This window comes from Roseisolibacter agri, from assembly GCF_030159095.1.
Taxonomy (GTDB): Bacteria; Gemmatimonadota; Gemmatimonadetes; order Gemmatimonadales; family Gemmatimonadaceae; genus Roseisolibacter; species Roseisolibacter agri.
The window spans coordinates 164,861-190,997 of the sequence record NZ_BRXS01000001.1; the positions used below are offsets into that span (position 1 = coordinate 164,861).

Here is a 26,137-nt window from a genome sequence, read left to right on the forward strand (position 1 = left end):
CCTCCGTCGTCATCCCGACCCCGAGCGCAGCGAGGGGGAGGGATCCAGGCTGCGGTACGCGTGGATTCCGTGGCGGACAGGGACGGCCCACCGATGACGCACCACACGTGACGCACACCAGATCCCTCGCTGCGCTCGGGATGACTCTCCGACGGCCCACCCTCCTCGCGTTCCTGCTGGCCGCCGCGCCGGCGGCGCTCCACGCGCAGACCGACGACGAGGCGCCCGCGAGCGCCGCCGCGCGCGCCGTGCGCGTGCCGCCGTTCCGCGTGCTCGCCTTCACCGACACCGCGGGCGCGCGCATCGAGGTGACGCTGTCGCCCGCGACGACGGGTGCCATCGCCGTGTCGAAGGACGGCGTCTCGCCGGCGGCGCTGGCGAACGCGCCGGTGCGCGCGACCATCACGCCCGTCGCCGGCGGCGCGCCGCTCTGGTCGGGTGAGCTGGGCCGCATGAGCGTCGGCCCCGACGGCGTGGCGAAGCTGGTCGCGCGCACGCCGCGCCTGGCGCCCGCGCGCTGGAGCCCGCAGTCGCCCACGCTGTACACGTTGACCGTGGACGTCGGCGCCGGACGGCTCGCGGACACGACGCGCATCGGCTTCCGCACCATCGGCGCGAACGAGGGCCGGCTCTTCCTCAACGGGCGGCCGCTCTTCCTGCGCGGCAACGCGATCAACCCGCCCGAGCGCAACCTCCCGGACTCGCTGAGCGAGAGCCCGCGCTTCGCGCGCGACTACCTGCGCTACATGAAGGGCATCGGCGTCAACGTCGTGCGCTTCACGCGGCCGTCGCAGGTCTGGATGGACGCGGCCGACGAGGTCGGGATGCTCGTCTTCCAGGGCCACTACGGCACGCCCAACGGCGCGTCGTCCACGAAGCCGCCGCAGGTGTCGCTGGACGAGAGCGAGCGGTGGTACCGCGACCGCGTCATCGCGCCGCAGGCCAACCACCCGAGCGTCGTCGTCTACGCGCTCTCGAACGAGCAGGCCGCGCCCGAGATCAGCTACCTGAAGACGGGCCACGCGGAGGTCGCCGCCTTCCTGGGCGAGATGCACGCGCGGCTGTCGAGGTGGGACGACACGCGCCTCTACATCGGCAACGCGGGCTACGGCTTCGGCCGCGGCGGCGAGGTGTGCGACATCCACCGCTACTGGGGCTGGTACTACAACTCGGCCCTCAGCTTCTACACGCTGCGCGATCCGAAGATCTGTTGGCGCTCGGACGCGAAGCAGCCGATCACGCTCACCGAGGCGGTCGGCAACTACACGGGCCCCGACGGCCGCTACAACCTCGCGTCCAACACGAAGCAGCCCGAGTCGCAGCTGAACTGGACCGGCCACGCGCCGGACGCCGAGCAGGGGCCGCGCGCGCTGGCGTACCAGGCGTGGGTGGCGGGGCAGGGGATCGAGATCACGCGCCGCCTGCGCGCGCGCAACCCGTACCTCGCGGGGCTGCTGCCGTTCACCATCGTCTTCCACGACTGGCACGGCATCACGAGCTTCGCCGGCATGCGCCCCAAGCCGGTCGCGGCGCAGTACGCGCGCTCCTACCAGCCGGTGCTCCTGAGCTGGGAGCTGTGGACGCCGCAGGTGTATGCGGGCAGCACGATCGCGCCGGTCGCGCACGTCGTGAACGACGCCGAGTCGGGCGAGGACCTGGCCGGGCTGTCGCTGCGCTGGACGCTCGCCGACGCGTCGGGCCGCGTGCGGCAGCAGGGCACGACGGCGATGCCGGACGTGCGCTACTTCGGCACCGGGCGCACGCCGCTCTCCGTGGCGCTGCCGGCCGACCTCGCGACGGGGAGCTACACGCTGGCCGGCGTGCTGACGCGCGGCGCCGACACGCTGTCGCGCAACCAGACGTCGCTGTGGGTCGCGCAGCCCGCGTTCGCGCGGCCGGCCGCCGCGGCGCCCGCGCGCCGCATCGTGCTGCTCGACGACTCGGCCGGCGCCACGGGCCGCGCCCTCACGCGCCTCGGGCTGCCGCACCGCGCGGCCGCCACGCTCGGCGCGCTCGACGCGGCGCGCGATGCGCTCGTGATCGGTGACGGCGCGTGGAGCGCCGCGGCGACGCGCGACACGGCGCGGCTGCGCGCCTTCGTGGCCGCGGGCGGACGCGTCCTGGTGCTGCCGCAGCGGCCCGACCGCTTCGACGCGTCGTGGCTGCCCGCGCGCATCACGCTGCAGACGGAGCAGCTCGACCATCCGGACGTCTATCCCGGCGGCCGCCCGTTCCGGAACGGGATGTCGATCAACCCCGAGCGTCCCGACCATCCGGTGCTCGCGGGGCTCGACCGCGATCGCCTCTTCCTCTGGTCCGACTGGACGCGCTGGGACGACGCGAGGCCCGGCTTCCCCGAGGTCTATCCGGTGACGCGCGGCTTCGTCGTCGCCGATCCGGCGCGCCTCGGCCGGGTCGCGGTGCTCGCCAACTACGACCACGGCCTCGAGGGCGTCGCGCTGGCCGAGCTGTTCGACGGGCGCGGCTCGGTGCTCGTGTCGGGCTTCGACGTCGTGCATCGCGCCGGCCTCGACCCGGCCGCCGACCGCCTGCTCGGCAACATGGTGCGCTACATGGCGTCCGCGGACGCGCACGAGGCGCACCCGCTCGTCGACCGCAAGATCACGTGGGGCGACTACGCGTCCGAGCGCGGGCTCGTCACCGGCATCTACAACGGCCTGTTGCTGCACACGGTGCCCGTGATCCCCGACGGCATGAAGGGCGCACGCACGATCCGCGTGGACTCGACCGGTTTCGCCTTCGCGGGCGCGTTCGGCGGCTGGAACACGAACCCGTCCATCCAGTACGTCGGCCGCGGCCGCCGGCCATACGGCCCCTTCACGTTCACGCTCGGCGGCGCGGTGCGGCTGGAGAAGGGCACGCCAGCGACCGGCGAGGGGCGCGTGTGGCTGCGCGTGCCCGCCGGCCGCCGCACGATGACGACGGTCGTGCACAACCAGGCCACCGACGCGAAGACGCTGGAGATCAAGCTGAACGGCGCGCGGCAGCAGGTCAGCGTGCCCGCCGGGCAGACGATCACCGTCGAGACGCCGCTGGCCAACGCGACCGCGCTCGCCCTCACCTACCGGGGCGATCGCCGCCTCGTGCTGCTGGAGACCGACTTCCGATGACCGCGATGCCCGCTGCGAATCCGTTCGACCTCACCGGCCGCGTCGCCGTCGTCACCGGCGGCACCGGCGTCCTCGGGGGCCAGATGGCCGAGGGCCTCGCGCGTGCCGGCGCCCGCGTGGCGGTGCTCGGCCGCCGCCGCGATGCCGGCGAGGAGCGCGCCGCCGCGCTGCGCGAGACTGGCGCGGAAGCGATGGCGCTCGCCGCCGACGTGCTCGACGAGGGCGCGCTGCGCGCCGCGCGCGACGAGGTCGTGGGCCGGTGGGGACGCGTGGACATCCTGATCAACGCCGCCGGCGGCAACGTCGCGCGCGCGCGCACCGACGGCGTGCCGCCGTTCGGGATGCCGATGGACGCGTTCGACGAGGTGGTGAAGCTCAACCTGCACGGGAGCGTCGCGCCGTCGCTGATGTTCGGCGCCGCGATGGCCGAGCAGGGCAAGGGGAGCATCGTCAACATCTCCTCGATGGCGGCGATGCAGGCCATCAGCGGCGTCCTGGGCTACTCGGTGGCCAAGGCGGCGATCGACAACTTCACGAAGTGGCTGGCCGTGGACCTGGCGCGCAAGTGCGGCGCGGGGCTGCGCGTCAACGCGATCGCGCCGGGCTTCTTCCTCGCGCACCAGAACCGCGGCGTGCTGGTGAACGAGGACGGCAGCTACACCGACCGCGCGAAGACCGTCATCGCCCGCACGCCGATGGGCCGCTTCGGCGCGCCCGAGGAGCTGATCGGCGCGGTGGTGTTCCTGTGCAGCGACGCGGCCTCGTTCGTGACGGGCACGGTGCTGCCGGTGGACGGCGGCTTCAGCGCCTTCAGCGGCGTATGACCTTCGCGCTCCGCGCGCTCGCGGCGCTCGGCGCCTTCACGCTGGCGGCACCCGCGCACGCGCAGGTGACGCTGCATCCGCTGTTCGTGGACGGCGCGGTGCTGCAGCGCGGCGTGCGCCTGCCGGTGTGGGGCACGGCGCCCGCGGGCGAGCGCGTCACCGTCACCGTCGCCGGCCAGCGCGCGACCGCGGTCGCCGGCGCCGACGGCGCGTGGCGCGTGCGGCTCGCGCCGCTCGCGGCGGGCGGCCCACACGTGCTGGTCGCCGCCGGCCGCGCCGACACGGCGCGCGCGCGCGACGTCCTGGTGGGCGAGGTGTGGGTCGCCGGCGGGCAGTCGAACATGGGCCTCGTGACGCGCCGCGTGCCGGGCGCCGACACGGTGCTCGCGCAGGCGCCAGACTCGGGGCTGCGCCTCTTCCTCGTGGGCCAGGACTCGGCCGACGCGCCGATCGCCGCGCCGCGGCGCGGGACGTGGACGCGCGCCGACTCGGCCACCGTCGCGGGCTTCTCCGCCGTCGCGTACTACTTCGCGCGCGACCTGCGGCGGCGGCTCGGCGTGCCGGTGGGCATCATCGGCTCGTACTGGGGCGGCACGACCGCCGAGACCTGGGCGTCGCGCCCGGCGATGGACCGCGTGCCCGCGCTGCAGCCGCTGCTGGCGCGCTTCGACGCCGAGCAGCGCGACCCGTCGCTGCGGAAGCTGCCGCTGCCGAAGGCGCCCAAGCGTCCTGCGATCCTCTACAACGCGATGATCGCCTCGCTGCAGCCGTACGCCATCAGGGGCGCGATCTGGTACCAGGGCGAGTCGAACGCGGGGCGCGCGACGGAGTACCGCGCGCTCTTCCCCGCCGTGATCGACGGCTGGCGCGCGGGCTGGGGGCAGGGCGACTTCCCGTTCCTCTTCGTGCAGCTCCCCGGCTACCTGCCCGACACCGTCGAGACGCCGCGCGCCAACTGGGCGCAGCTCCGCGCCGCGCAGCTGCACGTCGCGCGCACCGTGCCGAACGTCGGCATGATCGTCTCGCACGACCAGGGCGAGCCGCACGACCTGCATCCCACGCGCAAGGACGTCGTGGGCGCGCGGCTGGCGCGCGCGGCACGCGCGCTCGCGTACGGCGAGCCCGTCGCGTGGGCCGGCCCGCGCTTCGAGGCGCTGCGCGTGCGTGGCGACACCGCCGAGCTGACCTTCTCGCACGCGCGCACGCTGGTGGCGCGCGGCGACACGCTCGCGGGCTTCGAGCTCGCGGGCGCCGACGGCCGCTGGGTGCCCGCGCGCGCCGTCGTGCGCGGCGCGCGCGTGCTGGCCTGGAGCCCCGCCCTGCGCGCGCCGACGGCGGCGCGCTACGGCTGGCGCGACTTCCCGATCGCCAACCTGACCGACACCGACGGCCTCCCGGCCTCGCCCTTCCGCACCGACGACGCGCCGGCCGGCCGCACGGCCGGCGCTTCCTCCCGCCGCTGATCGACATGAAGCTCGGACTCGGACTGTACCGCAGCCTGCTCACGCCCGACAACTTCGCGTTCGCGAAGCAGGCCGGCGTGACGCACCTGATCGTCCACCTGGTGGACTACTTCAAGGGCGCGACGCCCAACCTCACCAGCGGCCCGCCGACGCTCGGCTGGGGCGTGACGCAGAACCAGGACCGGCCCTGGACCTACGAGGAGCTGGTCGCGATCAAGAAGGAGATCGAGGGCGCGGGCCTGACGTGGGAGGCGATCGAGAACTTCGATCCCTCGCACTGGCACGACGTGCTGCTCGACGGCCCGAAGAAGGTGCAGCAGATGGAGAACCTGAAGCGCACGATCCAGGCGATCGGCCGCGCGGGCATTCCCATCATGGGCTACAACTTCAGCATCGCGGGCGTGTGGGGCTGGACGAAGGGCCCGTACGGCCGCGGCGGCGCGAAGGCGCTGGTCTACGACGAGTCGAAGATTGACAAGGCCACGCCGCTGCCGAACGGCATGGTGTGGAACATGGTCTACGACCCCGACGCGCCCGAGGGCGTCGTCGCGCCCATCAGCAGCGACGAGATCTGGCAGCGGCTCGAGTGGTTCCTGCAGCAGATCCTGCCGGTGGCCGAGGAGAACGGCGTGCGCATGGCGCTGCACCCGGACGATCCGCCGACGGATGCGCTGCGCGGCGGCGCGCGGCTGGTGAACACGCCCGGCAAGTACCAGCGCATGCTGGATCTCGTCCCCAGCTCGTCGAGCGCGCTGGAGTACTGCCTCGGCTCCCTGCAGGAGATGGCCGAGGGCGACGTGTACGAGGCGACCGAGCACTACGGCCGTCTGGGCAAGATCGCCTACGTCCACTTCCGCAACGTGCGCGGCAAGGTGCCGCACTACCAGGAGGTGTTCGTGGACGAGGGGGACCTCGACATGATCCGCGTGCTGTCGATCCTGCGCGACGTGCAGTTCGACGGCGTGATCATCCCGGACCACACGCCCGAGATGACGTGCGGCGCGCCGTGGCACGCGGGGATGGCGTTCGCGCTGGGCTACATCAAGGCCGCGATGCAGGCCGTCGATCGCTACGACGCGGGACGGGTGGTCGCGGCGGCGGCGCGCTGAGTTCGAGGGGGCGAGTTCGGTGCGCCGGCGCGGGCGCGCGGGGCAGCCGCTCCCGCCGCTGCGACGCCGGCCGCTGCGGAGCCATGATCGCGCTCCGCGCATCACGTCTCCTTGCTGGCGTCGCGGCGGCGTCCACGGCCGCTCCGCGCGCCCTCGCCCGTGCATCGACTCGCTTGCAACCCAGGTTCGCACGGCCAGGCGCGCCTCGTACGCGTCGTCGCGCGCGCGACGGTGAAAGGGTGCGCGAGCCGCAAATCCGTGAGCGCACGAAGCAGTAGCATCGCCCGGCGTCACCGCTCGTGCCGCCGGTTCCCGTCCCGACCATCGTCCGGAGGTTGCCGCATGTCCGTGGCCGTTCCCCGTCGCATCCTCGCACCGCTGCTCGCCGCCGTCACCTGGGGGTGCGCCGACCCGACGCCCGTCGAGCGCGCGCTCCTCCCGCGCGACGGCGCGTCGGCCGACGTCGGTACGGCGGAGAGCCAGAGCCGCATCGTCGTCGACGCCTCGGAGCCGCAGGGCGACGTCATCCGCTTCGAGCGCGCGAGCACGCACTCGACGTCGAGCCCACTGCCCGGCGAGGCGACGCGCGACTACATGCGGCGGCTCGACCACGACGTCGTGCGCACCTGGATCCAGGTCCGCTACGTCTACAACAACGGGAACGTCGACTACAACTATCCGTACGAGTCGAGCGGCGTCGGCGCCGAGGACGCGCTGCGCTTCTACGCGTCGGCGGGGAAGCAGGTGCTCGTCGCGCTCAGCGCCTACAACCCGACCTCGCAGTGGAAGCTGCCGCAGGGCGAGGCGTTCGAGACGTTCCTGAAGGAGACGCTGGTCTACTACAAGACCAAGTACCCGAACATCCGCTTCATCCAGGTCGGCAACGAGCCGGACGCCGGCGACGAGACGATGGCGACGTACTACCCGATGTACCAGCGCTACTACCGCGCCGTGAACGCGGCCAACGCGGCGATGGGGCTCGGGAACGGGGACCGCCTGCTGATCACCAACGGCGCGTTCACCAGCAACACGGTGAACATGCTGCAGTACGCCGACGGCTTCCTCGCCGCGTACGCCGCCGATCCGGACCCGGCGAAGCGCCTCGACGTCTTCACCTTCCACGTCTACGGCGAGACCGACCGTCCGGCGCAGCTGGGCGACGTGCGCCAGCGCATCGACGCGGCGATGGCGAAGCACGGGCTGCCGTCGATCCCGACGTTCGTGACCGAGTACGGCGTGTTCGGCGGCTCGACGCGTCCGGTGCGCTTCACCGACGCGCAGCTGGTGACGCTGCAGCCGGCCGGCCAGCTGACCAAGGCGCTCTACCTCTACGAGAGCGGCGTCGACGAGGTGTTCAACTGGGCCATCCACCACGGCTCGCTGCCGATGAAGTCGCAGCTCGCGAACGTGCAGACGGCCACGCCCTACCCGTACGGCAACGCCCTGCTGCTGGCGCGCGAGCTCTCGGCCCGCAAGACGCGCATCAGTGCCACGTCCAGCTACGTCAACTCGCTCGGCATCGGCACGCACGCGGTGGCGGCGATGAAGCCCGGCGACGGGATCGCGGTGCTGGTGTGGAACTACCACTGGCGCACGACGCCGACGCAGCCCGGCGCGTTCAACGTCCACATCAAGGGCATCCCGAGGTCGGCGGTCGGCGGCAGCCGGATGCGCGCGACCGTCTACGTCATCGACTCGAAGACGAACAACGTCTACACGAACCCCGCGCAGACGTCGCTCGTCCCGTCCAGCACGACCGAGATGGCCTACGCCGAGTCGGTCGACGTGCCGCTCGACCTCGAGCCGCACGCCGTCGCGCTCGTGCTGCTGACGCGGAAGTAGCGCTCGGCGCGCCGGGCGCCCGCTCAGCGCGCGAAGCAGTAGAACAGCCCGTCGCCGCCGGTCGCGCGCAGGTTCGCCTGACTGCACCCGCGCGACGCGTGCGCCGAGTTCCACGAGGTCGGCCGCTCGCCGCCACCCTGGCGGTCGTGATGGCCGACCTGCGCGCTTCCCGTCGAGTCGCTGCGCGTCCAGTTGCCGCAGGTGTGGTCGGCGGCGTCCGTGTAGGCCGTGCCGTCGGGCATCGAGCCGGTGAGGATGTCGTGGCGGTTCGGCGTGTCGCCGCGTCCGTTCACCGTGTCGCCTCGCTCGGTGAGCGATCCCGTCTTCCCCAGGCCGCTGGCCTCGGAGTGCAGCTCGGTGAGGTTGGCGGCGACGCGCACGCCGCGCGCGTTGTGCCACGGCCCCGTGCCGATGCGGTCGCGCGCGTTGACGGCCGCCTGCGCCGCCTGCGCGGCCGCGCTCAGGTAGGCGCGCCACGTCTTCCCGCGCACGCCCGCCGCCTCCGCGAGCCGCGCGCAGTGCGCATCCGCTCCCGCCAGCCCGCCGAGGTTGGCGCCGTCGCCCGGGCCGGCGCTCGTGAGGAAGAAGCTCATCGTCGTGTCGCCGCGCGCGCCGGTCGCGACGGTGGTCGTGGTGGTGGCGACGGTGGTGGTGCTGCCGCTGCTGCTGCTCGTGCTGCTGGTGGCGCAGGCCGCGCCGGCCAGCAGCGCGAGCGCGGCGGTGAGCGGATGACGCATCGGGGTCCTCCCGTTCCGTTGTGGTGGACGTGGAGCCGGGGCGCGGGCGAACATACCGCGCGAGCACGTCACGCGCCGCCCGCCGCCCGCATGCGCGCGATCAGGTCGTCGGCGTCGACGTGCCGCGCGTCGCGCGGCGTGAGCCCGGTCAGGCCCGCGAAGTGGCGGCGCAGCGTGTCGGCGGAGCCGTAGCCGAAGCGCGCGGCCGCCGACGCGGCGGTCTCGCCGCCGCGCACCGCCGCCGCGACGCCGAGCACGCGCAGCAGCTGCAGGAAGCGCAGCGGCGGCCGGAAGCCGGCGGCCGCGGCGTGGCGCACGAAGGTGCCGCGGCTCACGCCCGCGGTGCGCAGCAGCGCGTCGAGCGTCGGCCAGCTCGGGCCGTCGCCGGTCATCGCGAAGGCGTGGCGCGCGAGCCCCAGCAGCAGCGCGTCGAGCGGCCACCCCGTCGCCAGCGCGCGCACCGTCGCGGCCTGGCCCAGCGCCCGCGTCGCCTCCGCCAGCCGGTCGCCGAGCGCGGGCGCCGTGATCTCGCGGCCGAGCACCACGTCGGCGCAGGCGAAGCGCCGCGGGTGGCCCACCAGCTGGTGCAGCGCGGCGCCCGCAGGCGAGCCCAGCAGCGCCAGCACCGTCAGCGCGGGCCACGCGCCCCCGACCGCGTCCAGCCAGCGCGCCGACGCCTCGGCGTCGGGCGCGAAGTCGTGCACCAGCAGCCCGCCGTGCGGATCGCGCGAGTCGCGCAGCGCCGCCACCAGCGCGCGCCCGGCGTCCACGCGGGCGTCGGGCGACGCGTCCAGCACCAGCGGCGGCGACGCGAGCCGCGCGGCGGCCTTTCCCGCGAGCGACCGCAGCGCGTCGTTGTGCACGACAAGGACGAGCATGCTCAGAACCGCCGGGAAACGGGACACTCTGACCGGCTAGGCGGGTCGCACGATGCGCCGTAGCATGACGCGACCGCAACGGTTCCATGCCCGGCGGTCGCGTGCCGGCGCCTCGGCGCCGCATTGCACGCGCAGGTGCGGCGCGGGGCACGCCGCACGCGCCGCGGCCACCCGACCCGGAGCCCGCATGCCGACGCTGCACCTGCACCTGCGCGAGGGGTTCGTCGGCGAGCGCGTGGTCGTCCACGCGGACGACGCCGTGGTGCTCGACGAGCCCAACGTCCGCACCCGCACGCAGCTCGGCCTCGCGGTCGCGCGGGAGGTGACCGTGCCCGCGGGCGCGATGGCGCTGCGCGTCGAGCTGCCGGGACGGGGGCGCACGCACACGGTGCGCGTGAACGTCGCGCGCACGCCCTACGTCGGCGTCTCGGTGGACGCCGCCGGCGAGATGGACGTCGTCTGCACCGCGGAGGCCTTCGGCTACGTGTAGCTCCGGGCAGCACGACGTGTCGCACGCCGTACCCCTGACGCGAGGAGCGCCGCATGACACCCCAGAAGGACCGCCCCGTCCGCCCGCGCCGCACCGAGTTCACGCAGGACTACGCGCCGCCCGGCGGCGACGGCGGCGCCGAGGCGATGGCGCTCGACGCGCTGGAGACCGCGGCGGGCTTCGACGCCGCGGCGCAGCAGCCGCTGCCCGTCACGCCCGTCATCCCCATCCTCTACAACGTCAGCGGGCTGTATCAGTGGTCGCAGCTGCAGCCGATCGGGCCCGTCCCGAATCCGCTGCCGCCGACGGTGCCGCAGCCCATCCCGGGGCCGGTGCCCGGGCCGGGCGCCCGCACGGAGAACGGCGCGGCGATGGCCGAGCCGGCCGCGGCGACCGCCGCCATCCTGCGCGAGACGCTGCGCCTGGACGTGGACGGCCGCTATCCGCAGATGGTGGCCAGCGGGACGATCTTCCAGCTGCTGACGGAGCGCATCCACTGGATCGCGCGCCTCACCAGGCAGGCCGACGGCAGCTGGGTCGGGCCGATCTTCTACAAGGACGGCACCGCGTCGGCGCTGCCGCACACGCAGGTCCGCATCACCGCGGTGCGCACGCCCTTCCCGACGTCGCGGTCGGCGACGGTGACCTTCACCGGCGGCGGCGCCGCGACCCGCGTCCGCACCTACAAGTGGGACTCGGCCTACTACCGCCCCTGTGAGCTGGAGTACGACACCGTCGCCGGCGCGACGGCCGTGACGCAGATCGCGACGCACGCGCACCCGCGCCGGCCGTCGTCGCTGCCGAGCGAGACGCTGACGATCGAGAAGGTGTTCCAGCGCGCCGGCTTCAACGTCACGCGCTCGGGGGACAGCCCGATCCCGATCGTGCACGCCGGCGCGAACGCGCGGTGGAACGAAGCCGAGATGCACGACGCGATGCAGCGCTTCTGGTCGCGCTTCGCCAACCGGCCGCAGTGGGCGGTGTGGACGCTGTTCGCGTCGATGTCGGAGCAGGGGAGCAGCCTGGGCGGGATCATGTTCGACGACATCGGGCCGAACCATCGCCAGGGGACCGCGGTGTTCAGCGAGTCCTTCATCAAGGATGCGCCCGCCGGCGACCCGGCGCCCGCCGCGTGGGTGGCGCGCATGCGCTTCTGGACCGCGGTGCACGAGCTGGGACACACCTTCAACCTCGCGCACGCGTGGCAGAAGGTGCATCCGCCCGCGTGGGGCAACAGCTGGATCCCGCTCGTCAACGAGCCGCAGGGGCGCAGCTTCATGAACTACCCCTACAACGTGACCGGCGGGCAGAGCGCGTTCTTCGGCAGCTTCGAGTACCGCTTCAGCGACCAGGAGCTGCTGTTCATGCGGCACGCGCCCGAGCGCTTCGTGCAGCAGGGGAACGCGGCGTGGTTCACGAACCACGGCTTCGAGCAGGTGCGCCGCAGCGACACGCCGACGTTCGCGTTCGAGCTGCGCACCAACCAGGGCGACCAGCCCAAGGCGCACGCGGCCACGCACCAGTTCCTGGACCAGGTGGTGGTGGAGCTCAAGCTCACCAACATCACCGACGAGCCGCAGCTGGTGGACGCGCGGATCCTCGAGACGACGGACAGCATGACCATCGCCCTCAAGCGCGAGGGGGGCGAGGCGCGCGTGCACACGCCGCACGCGACGATGTGCTGGCACTCGAAGAAGCGCGTGCTGGAGCCCGGCGACGCGATCTACGCGTCGCTGTACCTCTCGGCCGGGCGCGACGGCTTCTACGTCGCGGAGCCGGGGCGCTACGTGGTGCAGGCGGCGCTGCACCTGGCGGAGGAGGACATCGTCTCCAACCCGCTGCAGCTGCGCGTGCTGCCGCCGCGCGGCTACGAGGAGGAGGTGTTCGGCCAGGACCTGTTCACGGCCGACGTGGGGCGCGCGTTCGCGTTCGACGGCACGCGCGCGCTCGACGACGCCAACGCGACGCTGCAGGAAGCCGTGGAGCGCTTCGCGAAGCATCCGGTGGCGACGCACGCGCGCGTGGCGCTGGCGCTGCCGCAGGCGGTGACGTTCAAGGAGCTGCGCGAGGGGGACGGCGAGGCGCGCCTGCAGTTCCGCGGGCTGGAGCCCGACCTGGAGGAGGCGCGCGACCTGCTGCACGACGCGCTGGCCGAGCGGCCCGGCGAGGCGGCGCGCACGCTGGGGCACATCGACTTCGCGGAGTACGGCGCCAAGTACGCGAAGGCGCTGTCCGAGGGCGGCGACGAGATCGCGGCCGAGGCGGAGCGCGAGAGCGTCATCGACGGGCTGAAGAAGCGCGGCGTGAAGGCGAGCGTGCTGGACGAGGTGCGCGCGAAGCAGCGGAAGACGAAGTAGCGGCGAGCGTCGAGCGTCGAGCGGCGAGCGGCGAGCGTCGAGCGTCGAGCGTCGAGCGTCGAGTGAGAGGCTCCGCTCGGCGCCCGGCGCTCGGCGCTCATGATGAACGGCGAAGGGGGCTCCTCAGCCAGGACGAATCGTCCCGACGGAGGAGCCCCCTCGACGCTCGCCGCTCGCCGCTACCGTTCCGGATTCAGGATGCGGTCGATCTGCGCGCGCGCGTCCAGCAGGTGCAGGCGCGACGTGCGGTCGCTCGTGCGGCCCACCGCGGACGCGAGCTGGCGGTCGAGGTCCACCAGCTCGCCGCGCAGCAGCGCGCGTGCGTCGGGGGCGCTCTGCGCGCCGAGGAGCGCCACGAGCTGCGCCGGGACGCCGGCGGGCACCGCGGGCGCGGTCGGGTTGATCTTCGCGCCCAGCACTTCCAGGTACGTGCGCTGCAGGCGGCGGCGGTACGGGTCGATCGCCGCGCCGCTCGCCAGCTCGCTCCACACGCCGCGGCGCAGGTCGCCCAGCATCGCGCCGAGCGTGTAGACCGGCGCCCCTTCGGGCAGCGCCTCGTTCTCGATCATGCGCTGCAGGCGGCCGTTGTCGAGCAGCACGTTCAGCACGCGCCGCTGCGCGCTGCCGATGCGGTCGAGCGAGCCGGTGGGCTCGATCTTCCGCAGGATCGACGCGTCGAGCAGGTAGGCCGGCGTGCGGAAGGCGTGCTCGTTGAGGAACGCCACCGCCGCGCGCTGCTTCGCCGCCGACGTCGGCGTCCACACCTCGCCCGGCTGGCCGACGACCTTCTCCTGCTTGGCGAGGCCGCCGGGAATGCGCGCCACGTGGCCGAGCTCCGTCGCCCACTGGTTGACGACGTAGCCGTACAGCTCGCGCAGGTCGGCGTAGGTCTCGCCCGGCGTCGCGGTGGACGCGCCCTCGACGAGCTTCGCGACGCGGCGGATGTTGCGCAGCCCGAGCGCGGTCGCGCGCACGGCGTCGGCGTCGCCGACGGCCTCGCTGGCCTCGCCCGGATCGGCGCCCTGCAGCCCCTCGTCGCCCGCGTAGCGCAGCCACGGCAGCGTGTCCTGCATGCGCACGAGCGGCTCCAGCGCCACGCGCTGCGCCTCGGGCGCGCCCGGAAGCGGCGCGTAGCCCCATTTGATGGCGAAGCGGTCGTACGGGCCGACCTTCGGGATCAGCGCCTCGAGCGCGATGCCGTCCTCGGGCTGCGCGACGTAGTTGAAGCGCGCGTAGTCCATGATGCTCGGGCTGTGGCCCATGCGCGCGGTCCACGTCTTCGAGCGCACGGAGTCGAGCGGGTACATCGAGCTGCCCTTCATGTTGTGGCGCAGCGCGAGCGTGTGGCCCACCTCGTGGGCGACGACGTTCTGCACCAGCCGGCCCATGAGCGAGTCGGGGAGCGGGAGCTTCTGCGCGCGCGGGTCGAGGTGCCCGACCTGCGCGACGTAGATGCCGCGCAAGACGTTCATGATGTTGTGGTACATCTGCACGTCGGCGTCGAGGATCTCGCCGCTGCGCGGATCGACCGTGCTGGGGCCGACGGCGTTCTCGCTCGCGCTCGGGAGCCAGCGCACCATCGACACGCTCGCGTCCTCGCCCTGCAGGATGCCGATCGAGTCCCTCGGCACCTCCCGCGCGACGATGCCGTCCGCGAAGCCCGCCTCGGCGAACGCGGGCTTCCACTCCTCGATGCCCTTCTTCACCCACGGCACGAGCCAGGCGGGCGTGGCGGGATCGACGTAGTACGTGATCGGGCGGCGCGGCACGCAGAGGTTGCCCTCCTTGCGGTCCGAGCACTCGAGGCGCCAGCGGTTGGCGAAGGTGCGGCGCGCGACGCGCTGCTCGCGCGTGCCGAAGTCGGCCTGCGTGGTGTTGAAGAAGCCCACGCGCTCGTCGAACAGGCGCGGCTGCATGGGCACGTCCGGCAGCCGGACGATCGAGAAGTGGTAGACCTCCGTGCCACGTGGCGCGGCGAACAGCGCCGCCAGCGGGTTGGCGGCCGTCGCGCCGCCGAGCGGCGACGACGCAAACGTCTGCGACGCCTCGATCTCGACGTTCTTCTCGAACGTCGCGACGCGCTCGATGAAGGAGCGCGACGGATCCGGCGCGCCGCCGGGCACGCCCTGGATCAGGTCCGGCACGCCGCCGAGGAAGAGCCGCGAGACGTCGATCACGGCGGCGGAGTCGCGGCCGTAGCTCTCGACGTTGAACGCGGCGATGATCGGCGCGTACGCGATGATGTCGAGCGCGCGCACGATCGCGTTGGTCGTGTCGCCGACGACGTTCTGGTAGTTCGCGCCGCGCAGCAGGATGCGGTTCTCGCGCCGCTCCCAGCGCACGAGCCGGCTGCCGGCGAGCGTCGTCCCCGGGATGCCGCCGATGGGCTGCTGCGAGCCGCGCAGCGAGCGCACGACGAGCATGTCGCGGTTGAGCTGCGCCGCGGGGATCTCGAACAGCAGGCGGCCGCGCAGCTGGTGCGTGGTCAGCAGGCCGCGCGTGGTGCGCGCGCCCGGCGTGACGACCATGGCGTACGGGCGCGGGCTGGGCTCCCCCGGCGCGCCGCCGGCGCCGCCGAGCAGCCCCGCGAGGCCGGCCGGGAGGCCGCCGGCCGGGGCGCCGCCCGGCGTGGGCGACGGCGTCCCCGGCGTCGGAGAGCCGGGCGCCGGCGTGCCGGGCGCCGGGGTGGCCGGCGTCGGGGTGTTCGCGCCCCCCGCGGTCGGGCGCTGCGGCGTGGGCGTGGTGCTGGGCGTCGGCCGGCAGGCGCCGAGCGCGACGAGCGCGGTCAGGGTCGCGGCCAGCGTGGCGGACAGCGCCACCGGGCCGCGGCGGCCGGGCCGGGCGGCGGGGGAGGGGGACTGCGGCATGCGGGGAGAGGAGGAGGGGACCGGCGGCGGCGCCGTGCGTCCGGCGCACACCGCTTCAATGTACGGATCGGAGGCGGAGGGCGAGCCCCCGGCTCGTGCGGGGGCGGTGACGCGGGGTGCCACGCGGGGGCGGCGTGCGCCTTGCGGCTGTCGCGCCGCCGCCCGGCGCGCCCGCGAACGAGATCCGCGGGCGCGTTCATGTCCCAGCCGCCCCTCGTCCCACCCGCCCGATCCGGCATGACGCGCCCGCTCCCCGACTTCCTCGTCCCCGATCCGGCCTCCCATGGCTATCCCCGCCCGCAGCTCGAGCGCGACGCCTGGTGGTCGCTGAACGGCCGGTGGGACTTCGCGCTCGATCCGGACGGCGTGTGGCGCACGCCGGAGGAGGTGCCCTTCGACCGCGAGATCCTGGTGCCCTTCGCGCCCGAGACGCCGGCCAGCGGCATCGAGGCGAAGGACTTCTTCCGGGTGTGCTGGTACCGCCGTCGGTTCGACGCCCCGGCGCTGGAGGCGGGCGAGCGGCTGATCCTGCACTTCGGGGCGGTGGACTACGCGTCGACGGTCTGGATCAACGACGTCCCGCTGCAGGACCACGAGGGTGGCTACACGCCGTGGTCGGTGGACATCACCGACGCGCTCACCGCCGACGGGCCGCAGACGGTGGTGGTGCAGGCGGAGGACGATCCGCACGACCTCGCGAAGCCGCGCGGGAAGCAGGACTGGCAGCGGGAGCCGCACTCGATCTGGTACCAGCGCACGTCGGGCATCTGGCAGACGGTGTGGCTGGAGAAGGTGCCGGCGACGCGCATCGGGTCCCTGCGCTGGACGGCGAGCCTGGAGCACTGGGCGGTGGGGCTGGACGTCCACCTCGAGGGCGCGCGCCGCGCGGGGCTGCGGCTCAAGGTGCGCCTGACCGCGAAGGGGCAGCTGCTGGCCGACGACACCTACCAGCTGGTGGCGGGCGAGGTGCACCGCCGCATCGCGCTCTCCGACCCGGGGATCGACGACTACCGCAACGAGCTGATCTGGCGTCCCGAGCAGCCGACGCTGATCGACGCGGAGCTGGAGCTGTGGGGCGAGCGCGGCGAGCGGATCGACGCGGTGCGCAGCTACACGGCCATCCGGCAGGTGGGGATGCAGGGCGACCGCTTCGTGCTCAACGGGCGGCCGTACCACCTGAAGCTCGTGCTCGACCAGGGCTACTGGGAGCACACGGGGCTCACCGCGCCGGGCGACGCGGCGCTGCGGCGCGACGTCGTGATGGCGAAGGCGATGGGCTTCAACGGCGTGCGCAAGCACCAGAAGATCGAGGATCCGCGCTACCTGTACTGGGCGGACAGGCTCGGGCTCCTGGTGTGGGAGGAGATGCCGAGCCCGTACCGGTTCACGCGCCTGGCGGTGGACCGGCTGACGAAGCAGTGGCTCGACGTGATGCGGCGCGACGCCAGCCATCCGTGCATCATGGCGTGGGTGCCGTTCAACGAGAGCTGGGGCGTCCCCGACCTGCCGTCGATGCCGGAGCAGCGGCACTGGGTGGAGGCGCTCTACCACCTCACGCGCACGGTGGACAGCTCGCGGCTGGTGGTCGGCAACGACGGCTGGGAGAGCGTGGCGACGGACCTGGTGGGCATCCACGACTACGACCACGATCCGGAGCGCATCCGCCGCCGCTACCGCCCCGAGGTGGAGCTGCCGCAGATCTTCCAGCGCGAGCGCCCGGGCCATCGGCTCCTGGTGCTCAACGACGTCGAGACGCACGCCAAGCTGCCGGTGGTGCTGTCGGAGTTCGGCGGCATCGCCTACGCGGCCGACGAGGACCGCACGTGGGGCTACTCGCGCTGCGCGACCGCCGAGGAGTTCCAGGCGCGCTACGCGGCGCTGCTGCGCGTGGTCAACGGCATCGGGCTGTTCACGGGGTTCTGCTACACGCAGTTCACCGACACGTACCAGGAGGCCAACGGGCTGCTCTACATGGACCGCACGCCCAAGTTCGACCTCGCGCAGATGGACCGCGCGACCCGGGGCGACGCCGACCGCATGCCGGAGCCGGGCCTGCCCGGCAGCCCACCGATGATCGTGCCCGAGCATGCGCCATAGCATGCGCCGTAGCATGCGGCGTGATCGGGCGCGTCACGCGCGATGCCGGCGCGCCTGACCCACGACCTGCGGGACGAGCGCGCGATCCGCGGCGGGCGGCGCGTCGACCTGACGTTCGGGCGCGAGGGCGACGACGAGCGCGTGCCGGCGGTGCTGCTGCTCCCGGAGGGCGCATCGCGCGAGCGGCCCGCGCCGGGCGCGGTGCTCCTGCACGGCTTCACGTCGCGCAAGGAGCAGATGGCGGACACGGTGGGCGCGCCGCTGCTCGCGCGCGGCATCGCCACCCTCGCCATCGACCTGCCGCTGCACGGCGAGCGCATCGCCGAGGGGCAGGGCTCGCAGTGGGGGAGCGGCGGCTACGCGCGCGCCGTGGATCGCTCCGCGTTCGGCAACCCGCTCGCGCTCGCGGGCAGCTGGCGCGCCGCGCAGCGCGAGACGTCGCTCGCCCTCGGCTACCTCGGCGCGCGCTCGGAGGTGGACCGCGAGCGGCTCGCGATCGTGGGCTTCTCCATGGGGTCGTTCCTGGGCGTGCTGGTGGCGGCGGCCGAGCCGCGCGTGCGCGCGCTGGTGCTCGCCGCCGGCGGCGACCTGCCCGAGGGGACGCCGTTCGCGCGCGTGATCCGCACGCTCGCCGATCCGCTGCGCGCGGTGCGGCGCTTCGACGGCCGCCCGCTGCTGATGGCGCACGGCCGCCGCGACACCACCGTCTCGCCCGCGCAGGCGCAGCGCCTGTTCGACGCCGCGCAGGAGCCGAAGGAGCTGCGGTGGTACGACGCGGGGCACTACCTCCCGGCGCGGGCCATCGACGACGCGGCGACCTGGCTGCTCGAGCGGTTGGGCTGACTCCGCTGCGTGCTCCGTGGCATCCACTGTCGCCCCGGACCCAGTTCCCTCTGGGAGGGATGCGGATCCTTCGGATGGAGACGGATGCGCCGGATCGCGCCGCACGACGGCGACGTCCCGTGCCCTGAGAGGGCCGATCCGTCTGATCCGTTCAGATCCGAAGCATCCGAATCCTCACCAACAGACCATAGAGTCCAGCGCGCCGAAGCGTCCCGAGGCCGTACACGCAGCACACAGCACGCAGCACGATACTCGCAGCGCTTCACGGCGCGTCGCTCAGCGCCCGGAGCCGCTCCGCCGCGGTCTCGGGGGTGAGGTCGCGCTGCGGCTCGCCCAGCATCTCGTAGCCGACGAGGAACTTGCGCACCGTCGCCGAGCGGAGGAGCGGCGGATAGAAGTGCAGGTGGAGGTGCCACTCGGGATACGCGGCGCCGTCGGTCGGGGCCTGGTGCAGCCCGGCCGAGTACGGGAACGACACGTCGAACAGGCGGTCGTAGCGGCGCGTGAGGCGTCCGAGCACGTCGGCCAGCGCGTCGCGCTCCGCGTCGTCGAGCGCGGCCACGTGCGGCACCGCGCGCCGGCTCACGACGAGCGTCTCGAACGGCCACACCGCCCAGAACGGCACGAGCGCGACGAAGTGGTCGTTCGCCACGACGACGCGCTCCCCGCGCGCGAGCTCCAGCGCGAGGTAGTCGCCGAGCAGCGTGCGGCCGTGGCGCGCGTGGTGCGCGCGCTGCCGATCGAGCTCGCGCGCGACGTGCATCGGCACCGTGCGCTGCGCCCAGATCTGCCCGTGGGGATGCGGGTTGCTGGCGCCCATCGCCTCGCCCTTGTTCTCGAAGATCTGCACGTGCGCGACCTGCGGATCGCTGCCGAGCGCGAGGTATTCGTCGGCCCACACGTCGACCACGCGCCGCACGTCCGCGAGCGGGAGGTCGGGCAGCGACTGGTCGTGGCGCGGCGAGAAGCAGACGACGCGGCAGCGCCCGGGCTCCGCGTGCGCGACCAGTAGGTCGCCGTCGTTCACGAGGACGTCGTCGCCACCGGGCACGAGCGCCGCGAAGTCGTTGTCGAAGACGAAGGTGCCGGTGTAGTCGGGATTGCGGTGCCCGCCCGCGCGCGCGTTGCCGGGGCACAGGTAGCACGTCGGATCGTAGGCGGGCCGCGCGGCGACGGCGGGCTTCTCGACCTGGCCCTGCCACGGCCGCTTGGCGCGGTGCGGCGACACGAGCACCCACTCGCCGCTGAGCGGGTTGAGGCGGCGGTGCGGTCGCTCGGCGAGCAGGGTCAGGTCGTCGGCCATGGTTCGTGTGCGTTCATCGTGAGCGGGGCTGCTGCGCGGCGCGGGCGGTTCTCCTCTGCACGACGGACGCCGCTCAACGTCTCCAGGGCCGGCGTCGTCGCGTCGGCTCGGGGGCGCGGAGGGGCCACCGGCTCGGGAATTGGCGCGGCGAAGCCCCGACCGCGCTGCGCGCGTCGGGTCTCCGCTCGCGCCAATTCCAGGTCGCTCGGCGGCCCCTCCACGCCCCCTCACCCCGAGCGTCCTCGGTGCGCACGCGCACGCTCGGCCGCCGCGTGCGCGGCGCGGCCGCGCGAGGCAAGCCGGATGCGAAACGCAGACGCCCGGGCGCCGCGGGCCTGGGGGAGGCGCCGAGCGACCTGTGTTCCGCGGCAGAGGAGACCCGCTGCGCGCAGCGCGAGCGGGGCTCCGACCCGCGGAATACCGAGCCGCCGCCTCCCCCAGGCCCGCGGCGCCGCGCACCGATGCCGGCCCTGCGCACGGCAGCGCACCAGGGCCGGCAACCGACTACCACGGGCGCGCCGAACGACGCGCGCCGCCGGAGTACCCGGGCAGGGATGACAGGGGAGTCATCGCCGCGCGGCCTCAACGTTCCGGCGTGGCCTTGCGTGACGCTGTCGAGCCGCGCACCCTCGGCAGGATTCCTCTCTTTCTTCCCTCCTCGGAGGTCCCAGGCGTGACCCGATCCGCACCTCGCCGCGCCGCGCTGCCCGCGCTGGCGCTCGCGACGGCCCTGCCGTTCGCCCTCACCCTCCTCGCGGGCCCGTCCGCCGTCGCGGCCCAGCAGCCGACGCGCTCGCGGATCAACGCGCCGGCGCCGGAGCCGGCCGCCCGGTTCGCGGCGGGGCAGTCCCTGCGCTTCGACAGCGCCGCGTTCGCCGCGCTGCGGTGGCGTGAGGTCGGGCCGCCGCGCGGCGGCCGCTCGGTGGCCGTGGCGGGCAGCGTCCAGCGCCCGCTCGAGTACTGGATGGGCACCACCGGCGGCGGCGTCTTCAAGACCACCGACGGCGGCATGTCCTGGCAGCCCGCCTCCGACCGCTACTTCGGCGGCACCATCGGCGCCATCGCCGTCGACCCGTCCAACGCGGACGTCGTGTACGTCGGCGGCGGCGAGACCGACATCCGCGGCAACACGTCGCACGGCGACGGCCTGTGGAAGACGACCGACGGCGGCCGCACGTGGACGATGCTCGGCTTCAAGGACGAGTACATCTCCACCATCCGGGTCCATCCGACCAACGCGAACGTCGTGTGGCTCGGCGTCTTCGGGCGCGTGTTCTCCGCGCATCCGGACCGCGGCGTCTACAAGAGCACCGACGGCGGGAAGTCGTTCCAGAAGGTGCTGTTCGTCAACGACTCGACGGGCGCGATCGACATCGCGCTCGATCCGTCGAACCCGGACGTGATGTACGCCGCGATGTGGCAGGCGTACCGCACGCCGTGGTCGATGTCGAGCGGCGGCATCCACTCGGGCATCTGGAAGAGCACCGACGGCGGCGCGAAGTGGACGAAGCTCACCGGCACCGCGCGCGGCCTGCCGACGGGCACCATCGGCAAGATCGGGCTCGCCGTCTCGCCGGCGAAGCCGAGCCGCATCTGGGCGCAGATCGAGCACGACTCGGGCGGCGTGTACCGCTCCGACGACGGCGGCCAGTCGTGGAGCTACATCAACCGCGACCGCAAGCTGCGCCAGCGCGCGTGGTACTACTCGCAGCTCTACGCCGACCCGAAGGACTCGAACGTCGTCTACGGGCTGAACGTGGGCATGTTCCGCTCGAAGGACGGCGGCGTGACCTTCCCCGAGACGCTCAACCCGCCGCATGGCGACAACCACGACCTCTGGATCGCGCCGAACGATCCGAACCGGATGGTGCAGGCGAACGACGGCGGCGCGAACGTCTCGCTGAACCGCGGCGCCAGCTGGACGGCGCAGAGCTACGCCACGGCGCAGTTCTACCACGTCAGCACCACCAACGAGTTCCCGTACAAGGTCTGCGGCGCGCAGCAGGACAACTCGACCCTCTGCGGCCCGAGCCGCAAGGAGGGTGGCGTGACGATGGCCGACTGGTACGACGCGGGCGGCGGCGAGTCGGGCTACGTGACGCCGCACCCGACCAAGCCGGACGTCATCTTCGCCGGCAGCTACGGCGGCCTGCTGACGCGCAAGGACCGGCGCACGGAGTTCGAGCGCAACGTCACGGTGTACCCGGACAACCCGATGGGCTACTCGTCGGAGGACATCCCGGTGCGCTTCCAGTGGACGTTCCCGATCGTCTTCTCGCGCCACGATCCGGGCGTGCTGTACGCGGGCGGCAACTTCCTCTTCCGCTCGACCGACGAGGGGCAGAGCTGGACGCGCGTCTCGCCCGACCTGTCGCGCCACGACCCGCGCACGATGGGCGCCTCGGGCGGCCCGATCACGAAGGACCAGACGGGCGTCGAGACGTACGGCGTGATCTTCACGTTCGACGAGTCGCCGCTGCAGAAGGGGCTCCTGTGGGCGGGCACCGACGACGGCTACGTCTGGATGTCGCGCGACAACGGCGCCAACTGGAAGAACGTGACGCCGCCCGACATGGGCGACTTCACGCGCGTCTCGATGATCGAGCCGGGGCACTACGCGGCGTGCGCCGCCTACGTGGCGAGCAACCGCTACCAGCAGGACGACAAGCGCCCGATCATCCACAAGACGACCGACTGCGGCGCCACCTGGACCAAGATCGTCAACGGGATCGGCGCGGAGGACTTCACGCGCGTGGTGCGTGAGGATCCGGTGCGTCGCGGCCTGCTGTACGCGGGCACGGAGCGCGGCGTGTGGGTGTCGTTCGACGACGGCGCGAACTGGCAGACGCTGCGGCGCAACCTGCCGCCGGTGCCGGTGCACGACCTCGTGGTGAAGGACGCGGACCTGGTGATCGCGACGCACGGCCGCTCGTTCTGGATCATGGACGACGTGTCCGCGCTGCGGCAGGTGACGCCGCAGACGATCGCGAAGACGACGCTGTACAAGCCGCGCGACGCGTACCGCGTGAACTGGGGCGGCGGCGGCTTCGGCGGCGGCGGGCGTGGCGGCGGCAACACCGCGCCGTCGGGCGTGACGCTGTACTACCACCTCACGCAGCCCAACCAGCGCGTGCGGATGGAGTTCCTCGATGCCGCCGGCAAGACGATCAGCGCCTTCACCAGCGACCAGGACTCGGCCACCGCGGCGGACAGCGTGCGCGGCGCGCAGCGGCGCACGCAGCGCCTCGACTCGCTGGTCGCCACGGGCATCTCGCGCGACTCGGCCACGAAGCTGATGCGCACGAACGAGGGGAGCGGCGCGGGCGGCGGCGGTGGCGGGGCGGTGGACTTCGAGGCGCTCGCGCGCTCGGGGCCGCGGCCGCCGCGGGTGCCGAACCGCGCGGGGCTCAACACCTTCTCGTGGAACCTGCGCTATCCCGACGCGGTGCGGTTCGAGAACATGATCATGTGGGCCGGCAACACGAACGGCCCGATCGCGCCGCCGGGCACGTACAGCGTGCGCATGACGGTGGACGGCGAGGCGCAGCCGCACACGCAGACCTTCGTGGTGCGGAAGGACCCGCGCTCCGAGGCGACGCTGGCCGACCTGCAGGAGCAGTTCCGCTTCCTGACGCAGATCCGCGACCGCGTGAGCGACGCCAACAACGCGGTGCGCACGGTGCGCAACGTGCGCGCGCAGGTCGCCGACCGCACGAAGCTGATCGCCGGCAAGGCGCAGGCGGCGGAGTTCCAGCAGGCGTCGTCGACGCTGATGACCGAGCTGACGGCGCCCGAGGAGGCGATCTACCAGACGAAGAACCAGAGCTCGCAGGACCCGCTCAACTTCCCGATCAAGCTGAACAACAAGATCGCGGCGCTGACGGGCGTGGTGTCGAGCACCGAGGCGAAGCCGACGAAGCAGAGCTACGAGGTGTTCAACCGCCTCAGCGGCTCGCTCGAGGTGGAGCTGAAGAAGGTGCGGAAGTCGCTCGACGAGACGCTGCCGAAGGTGAACGCGATCCTGCGCGCGGCGGGGCTGCCGATCATCGTGCCGGGCACCGCGGAGCCGCGCGATCCCGCGCGCCCGGCGGTCGTGATGGACGACGACGCGATGGACGAGCAGAAGACGAAGTGGTAGCCGAGCGTCGGTGCGCCGGACCCGAACGGCGAACGGCGTTGCAAGGATAAGATCGGACAAGTTCTGATAACGACCGATGGCTCCGTGTGGCGCGAGATTCCTCGCCCTCCGCGGAGCCATCCGTCGTTATCCGATCTTCTCGGACGTTCATCCTTGCAATGCCGTTGGCAGGTCAAGGATCCGCAGTCCGCAGTCCGCGGCCCGCCGCACCGTTCTAGAACAGCGCCGCCCCGAAGATCCCCGCCAGCACCCAGAACACGACGATCGACGCCAGCCAGCCGACGAGCGCCGTCATCACCGCCTTGCCGGTGTCGAAGTCGAGCGCCTGCCGGATGGCGACGATGCCGGTGCCCAGCATCCAGAGCCAGATCACGATCTTCACCAGCACGCCGAGCACCGGGACGATCGCCGCGACCATCAGGACGCCCGGCGCCTGCGCGAAGCCGAGCGTCCGCAGCAGCTCGCCCCACGTCGCCGTGCCCTTGAAGACGCGCGTGCCCACGATGTAGGTGATCCCCGACCACACCGCCCAACCGATCAGCGAGCTCACGAGGCCCCCGAGGATCCCCGGGCCCCCGCGGAACGCGTTGCCGATCGCCGCCGCGATCGCGGCCAGGACCACCACGACCGCGGCCTGCCCGGTGGCGCTCGTGTCGGCCTCGACCTCCTCGTAGGTCGCGACGTCGAACATCGCGGCGCCGCGCATGCGGTCGACGATCGAGCGGCGCGGGATGGTGGCATCCATGGCATCCATGCGGGCGACTCCTCCGGCTGGGGGTGACGGCTGGGGGTGACGGCAGGCGGATGGCACATGCCGTGCGCGACTGCGGGCATCTTCCGAGGCCCTTCACCCCGCGACGATGCCGCCGTACTCGTTCCCCCGCAACCTCCGCGACCTCCTGCGTGCCGAGCCGAGGCTCGACCCGGACCGCGCGGCGCGGCTGCTGGCCGACGTGGCGACCGTGCTGGCGCCGCGACACGCGCAGGGCGAGGCGCACGGCGGCCTGACCCCCGAGCGCGTCCTCCTCGACGCCGACGGGCGCGCCACGCTCGCCGCGCCCCCGGCCGACGACGACGGGGCGCTCGCCCCCTGGCCCGCCTACCTCGCGCCCGAGCAGATCGACGGCCGCGAGCCCGATCCCGCCAGCGACGTCTACGCCCTCGGCCTCCTGGGCTGGGAGATGCTCGCCGGCCAGCCGCCCTGGGCCGGGGAGAGCCTCTACTCCATCGTGCTCAAGCAGCGCGAGCAGGACCTGCCGCGGCTCTCGACGCTGCGGCCGGGGCTCCCGCGCCACCTCGTGTTCGCGGTCGAGGGGGCGCTGCACAAGTCGCCGGGCGACCGGTGGCGCGGCGCCGACGAGATGCTCGCCCAGCTCGCGCCGGACGCGCACCCGGACCACGAGCCTGTCCACCACTACGGCCACGACTACGGCCACGACTACGCGCACGCGCATCCCCACGCGCCGCCGGTGGTCGGGGAGACGGTCGCGATCCCGCGCCACGTCGAGCCGCCCCTCGCGGCCCGCGGCCCCGTGGTCGGCATGCCGGCCGTCCCGCCGCCCGCGCCCCGGCCTCGCCCCTCGCGCCTGCGCCCGCTCGGCCTCGCGGCGCTGGCGGTCGCGGTGCTGGGCGCGGGCGCGGCCGGCCTCGCGGTCTTCCAGGGCAGCGAGGAGAAGGGGAGCACGCAGGCCTGGCTCGACTCCGTCTCGGCCGGCGGCGCGACCGGCGAGGTGATCTCCGAGAGCACGCTCACCATCGCCGAGGAGCGCGCCCGCGACCAGCTGCGCCGCGACTCGCTGGCGAGGGTGGCACGCGCCAGCGCGCGCCGCGACAGCATCCGCGCCGCGGCGGCCGCCGAGAGCGCGCAGGCCGCGGCCCCCGCGACCGACAGCGCCGCGCCGCGCGACACGACCGCGCGGCCCGACACGACGCCGTCACCCACGCCGTCGCCCACGCCGTCGCCCACGCCGCCGCCGACGGTGCCGCCGGCGACGCCGCCGGCGCCCTCCTCGACGCCGGCGGCGCCGCCCACGAACGGCTGATCGCCGTCAGGCTCTG

At 73.5% G+C, this 26,137-nt stretch carries 17 protein-coding genes; 12 read left to right on the forward strand and 5 right to left on the reverse strand.

The window, feature by feature from the left end; all coding sequences use genetic code 11:
• Positions 1-140 precede the first annotated feature (140 nt).
• The 5 genes from rosag_RS00775 to rosag_RS00795 all read left to right on the forward strand — a co-directional run bounded on the left by rosag_RS00775 (position 141) and on the right by rosag_RS00795 (position 8,369).
• The gene (locus tag rosag_RS00775; protein WP_284348085.1) at positions 141-3,131 is read left to right on the forward strand and encodes a glycoside hydrolase family 2 TIM barrel-domain containing protein; all 2,991 of its coding nucleotides are present in this window, start codon (positions 141-143) and stop codon (positions 3,129-3,131) included.
• A 5-nt stretch (positions 3,132-3,136) separates the two neighbouring features.
• Positions 3,137-3,955, forward strand: a complete 819-nt coding sequence (locus rosag_RS00780) for an SDR family oxidoreductase (protein ID WP_284348086.1) — start codon at positions 3,137-3,139, stop codon at positions 3,953-3,955.
• Positions 3,952-5,418 carry a sialate O-acetylesterase gene (locus tag rosag_RS00785; RefSeq protein WP_284348087.1) on the forward strand — a complete coding sequence of 489 codons (1,467 nt, stop codon included), beginning with the start codon at positions 3,952-3,954 and terminating at the stop codon, positions 5,416-5,418. The genes rosag_RS00780 and rosag_RS00785 overlap by 4 nt, the downstream gene beginning before the upstream one ends.
• A gap of 5 nt (positions 5,419-5,423) precedes the next feature.
• Positions 5,424-6,527: a mannonate dehydratase gene (locus rosag_RS00790; protein ID WP_284348088.1), complete on the forward strand. Its 1,104-nt coding sequence runs from the start codon at positions 5,424-5,426 to the stop codon at positions 6,525-6,527.
• Positions 6,528-6,869: 342 nt separating this feature from the next.
• The gene (locus rosag_RS00795; RefSeq protein WP_284348089.1) at positions 6,870-8,369 is read left to right on the forward strand and encodes a cellulase family glycosylhydrolase; all 1,500 of its coding nucleotides are present in this window, start codon (positions 6,870-6,872) and stop codon (positions 8,367-8,369) included.
• Positions 8,370-8,392: 23 nt separating this feature from the next.
• Here the strand turns inward: rosag_RS00795 and rosag_RS00800 are convergent, their stop codons facing one another.
• Positions 8,393-8,962, reverse strand: coding sequence for a hypothetical protein (locus rosag_RS00800; protein WP_284348090.1), 570 nt, complete (start codon positions 8,960-8,962; stop codon positions 8,393-8,395).
• Between rosag_RS00800 and rosag_RS00805 the strand changes: the two genes are divergently transcribed.
• A complete protein-coding gene (locus tag rosag_RS00805; RefSeq protein ID WP_284348091.1) occupies positions 8,946-9,101 on the forward strand; it encodes a hypothetical protein in 156 nt (51 codons plus the stop codon). The genes rosag_RS00800 and rosag_RS00805 overlap by 17 nt on opposite strands.
• Positions 9,102-9,174: 73 nt before the next feature.
• Here the strand turns inward: rosag_RS00805 and rosag_RS00810 are convergent, their stop codons facing one another.
• On the reverse strand, positions 9,175-9,984 hold the full coding sequence (locus rosag_RS00810) for a helix-turn-helix domain-containing protein (RefSeq protein ID WP_284348092.1): 810 nt from the start codon (positions 9,982-9,984) through the stop codon (positions 9,175-9,177).
• A gap of 187 nt (positions 9,985-10,171) precedes the next feature.
• Here rosag_RS00810 and rosag_RS00815 point away from each other — a divergent pair, with 187 nt between their 5' ends.
• Positions 10,172-10,474: a hypothetical protein gene (locus rosag_RS00815; RefSeq protein WP_284348093.1), complete on the forward strand. Its 303-nt coding sequence runs from the start codon at positions 10,172-10,174 to the stop codon at positions 10,472-10,474.
• Between the two features lie 53 nt (positions 10,475-10,527).
• Positions 10,528-12,831, forward strand: a complete 2,304-nt coding sequence (locus tag rosag_RS00820; protein WP_284348094.1) for a hypothetical protein — start codon at positions 10,528-10,530, stop codon at positions 12,829-12,831.
• 179 nt (positions 12,832-13,010) lie between these two features.
• On the opposite strand, the gene rosag_RS00825 is transcribed toward rosag_RS00820, so the two are convergent.
• Positions 13,011-15,698 carry a zinc-dependent metalloprotease gene (locus tag rosag_RS00825; RefSeq protein ID WP_284348095.1) on the reverse strand — a complete coding sequence of 896 codons (2,688 nt, stop codon included), beginning with the start codon at positions 15,696-15,698 and terminating at the stop codon, positions 13,011-13,013.
• A gap of 237 nt (positions 15,699-15,935) precedes the next feature.
• Between rosag_RS00825 and rosag_RS00830 the strand changes: the two genes are divergently transcribed.
• Both rosag_RS00830 and rosag_RS00835 read left to right on the forward strand, forming a co-directional pair.
• Positions 15,936-17,795, forward strand: coding sequence for a glycoside hydrolase family 2 protein (locus rosag_RS00830; protein WP_284348096.1), 1,860 nt, complete (start codon positions 15,936-15,938; stop codon positions 17,793-17,795).
• A 42-nt stretch (positions 17,796-17,837) separates the two neighbouring features.
• Positions 17,838-18,638 (forward strand): alpha/beta hydrolase, encoded by an 801-nt coding sequence (locus rosag_RS00835; protein WP_284348097.1) that lies wholly within the window; start codon positions 17,838-17,840, stop codon positions 18,636-18,638.
• A 262-nt stretch (positions 18,639-18,900) separates the two neighbouring features.
• On the opposite strand, the gene rosag_RS00840 is transcribed toward rosag_RS00835, so the two are convergent.
• Complete coding sequence (locus rosag_RS00840) at positions 18,901-19,941, reverse strand: UDP-glucose--hexose-1-phosphate uridylyltransferase (RefSeq protein ID WP_284348098.1); 1,041 nt, start codon at positions 19,939-19,941, stop codon at positions 18,901-18,903.
• 673 nt (positions 19,942-20,614) lie between these two features.
• Between rosag_RS00840 and rosag_RS00845 the strand changes: the two genes are divergently transcribed.
• On the forward strand, positions 20,615-24,079 hold the full coding sequence (locus rosag_RS00845; protein ID WP_284348099.1) for a WD40/YVTN/BNR-like repeat-containing protein: 3,465 nt from the start codon (positions 20,615-20,617) through the stop codon (positions 24,077-24,079).
• Between the two features lie 214 nt (positions 24,080-24,293).
• On the opposite strand, the gene rosag_RS00850 is transcribed toward rosag_RS00845, so the two are convergent.
• Positions 24,294-24,824, reverse strand: a complete 531-nt coding sequence (locus tag rosag_RS00850; protein WP_284348100.1) for a YIP1 family protein — start codon at positions 24,822-24,824, stop codon at positions 24,294-24,296.
• A gap of 115 nt (positions 24,825-24,939) precedes the next feature.
• Between rosag_RS00850 and rosag_RS00855 the strand changes: the two genes are divergently transcribed.
• The gene (locus tag rosag_RS00855; protein WP_284348101.1) at positions 24,940-26,121 is read left to right on the forward strand and encodes a serine/threonine-protein kinase; all 1,182 of its coding nucleotides are present in this window, start codon (positions 24,940-24,942) and stop codon (positions 26,119-26,121) included.
• The last annotated feature ends 16 nt before the right edge of the window (positions 26,122-26,137 follow it).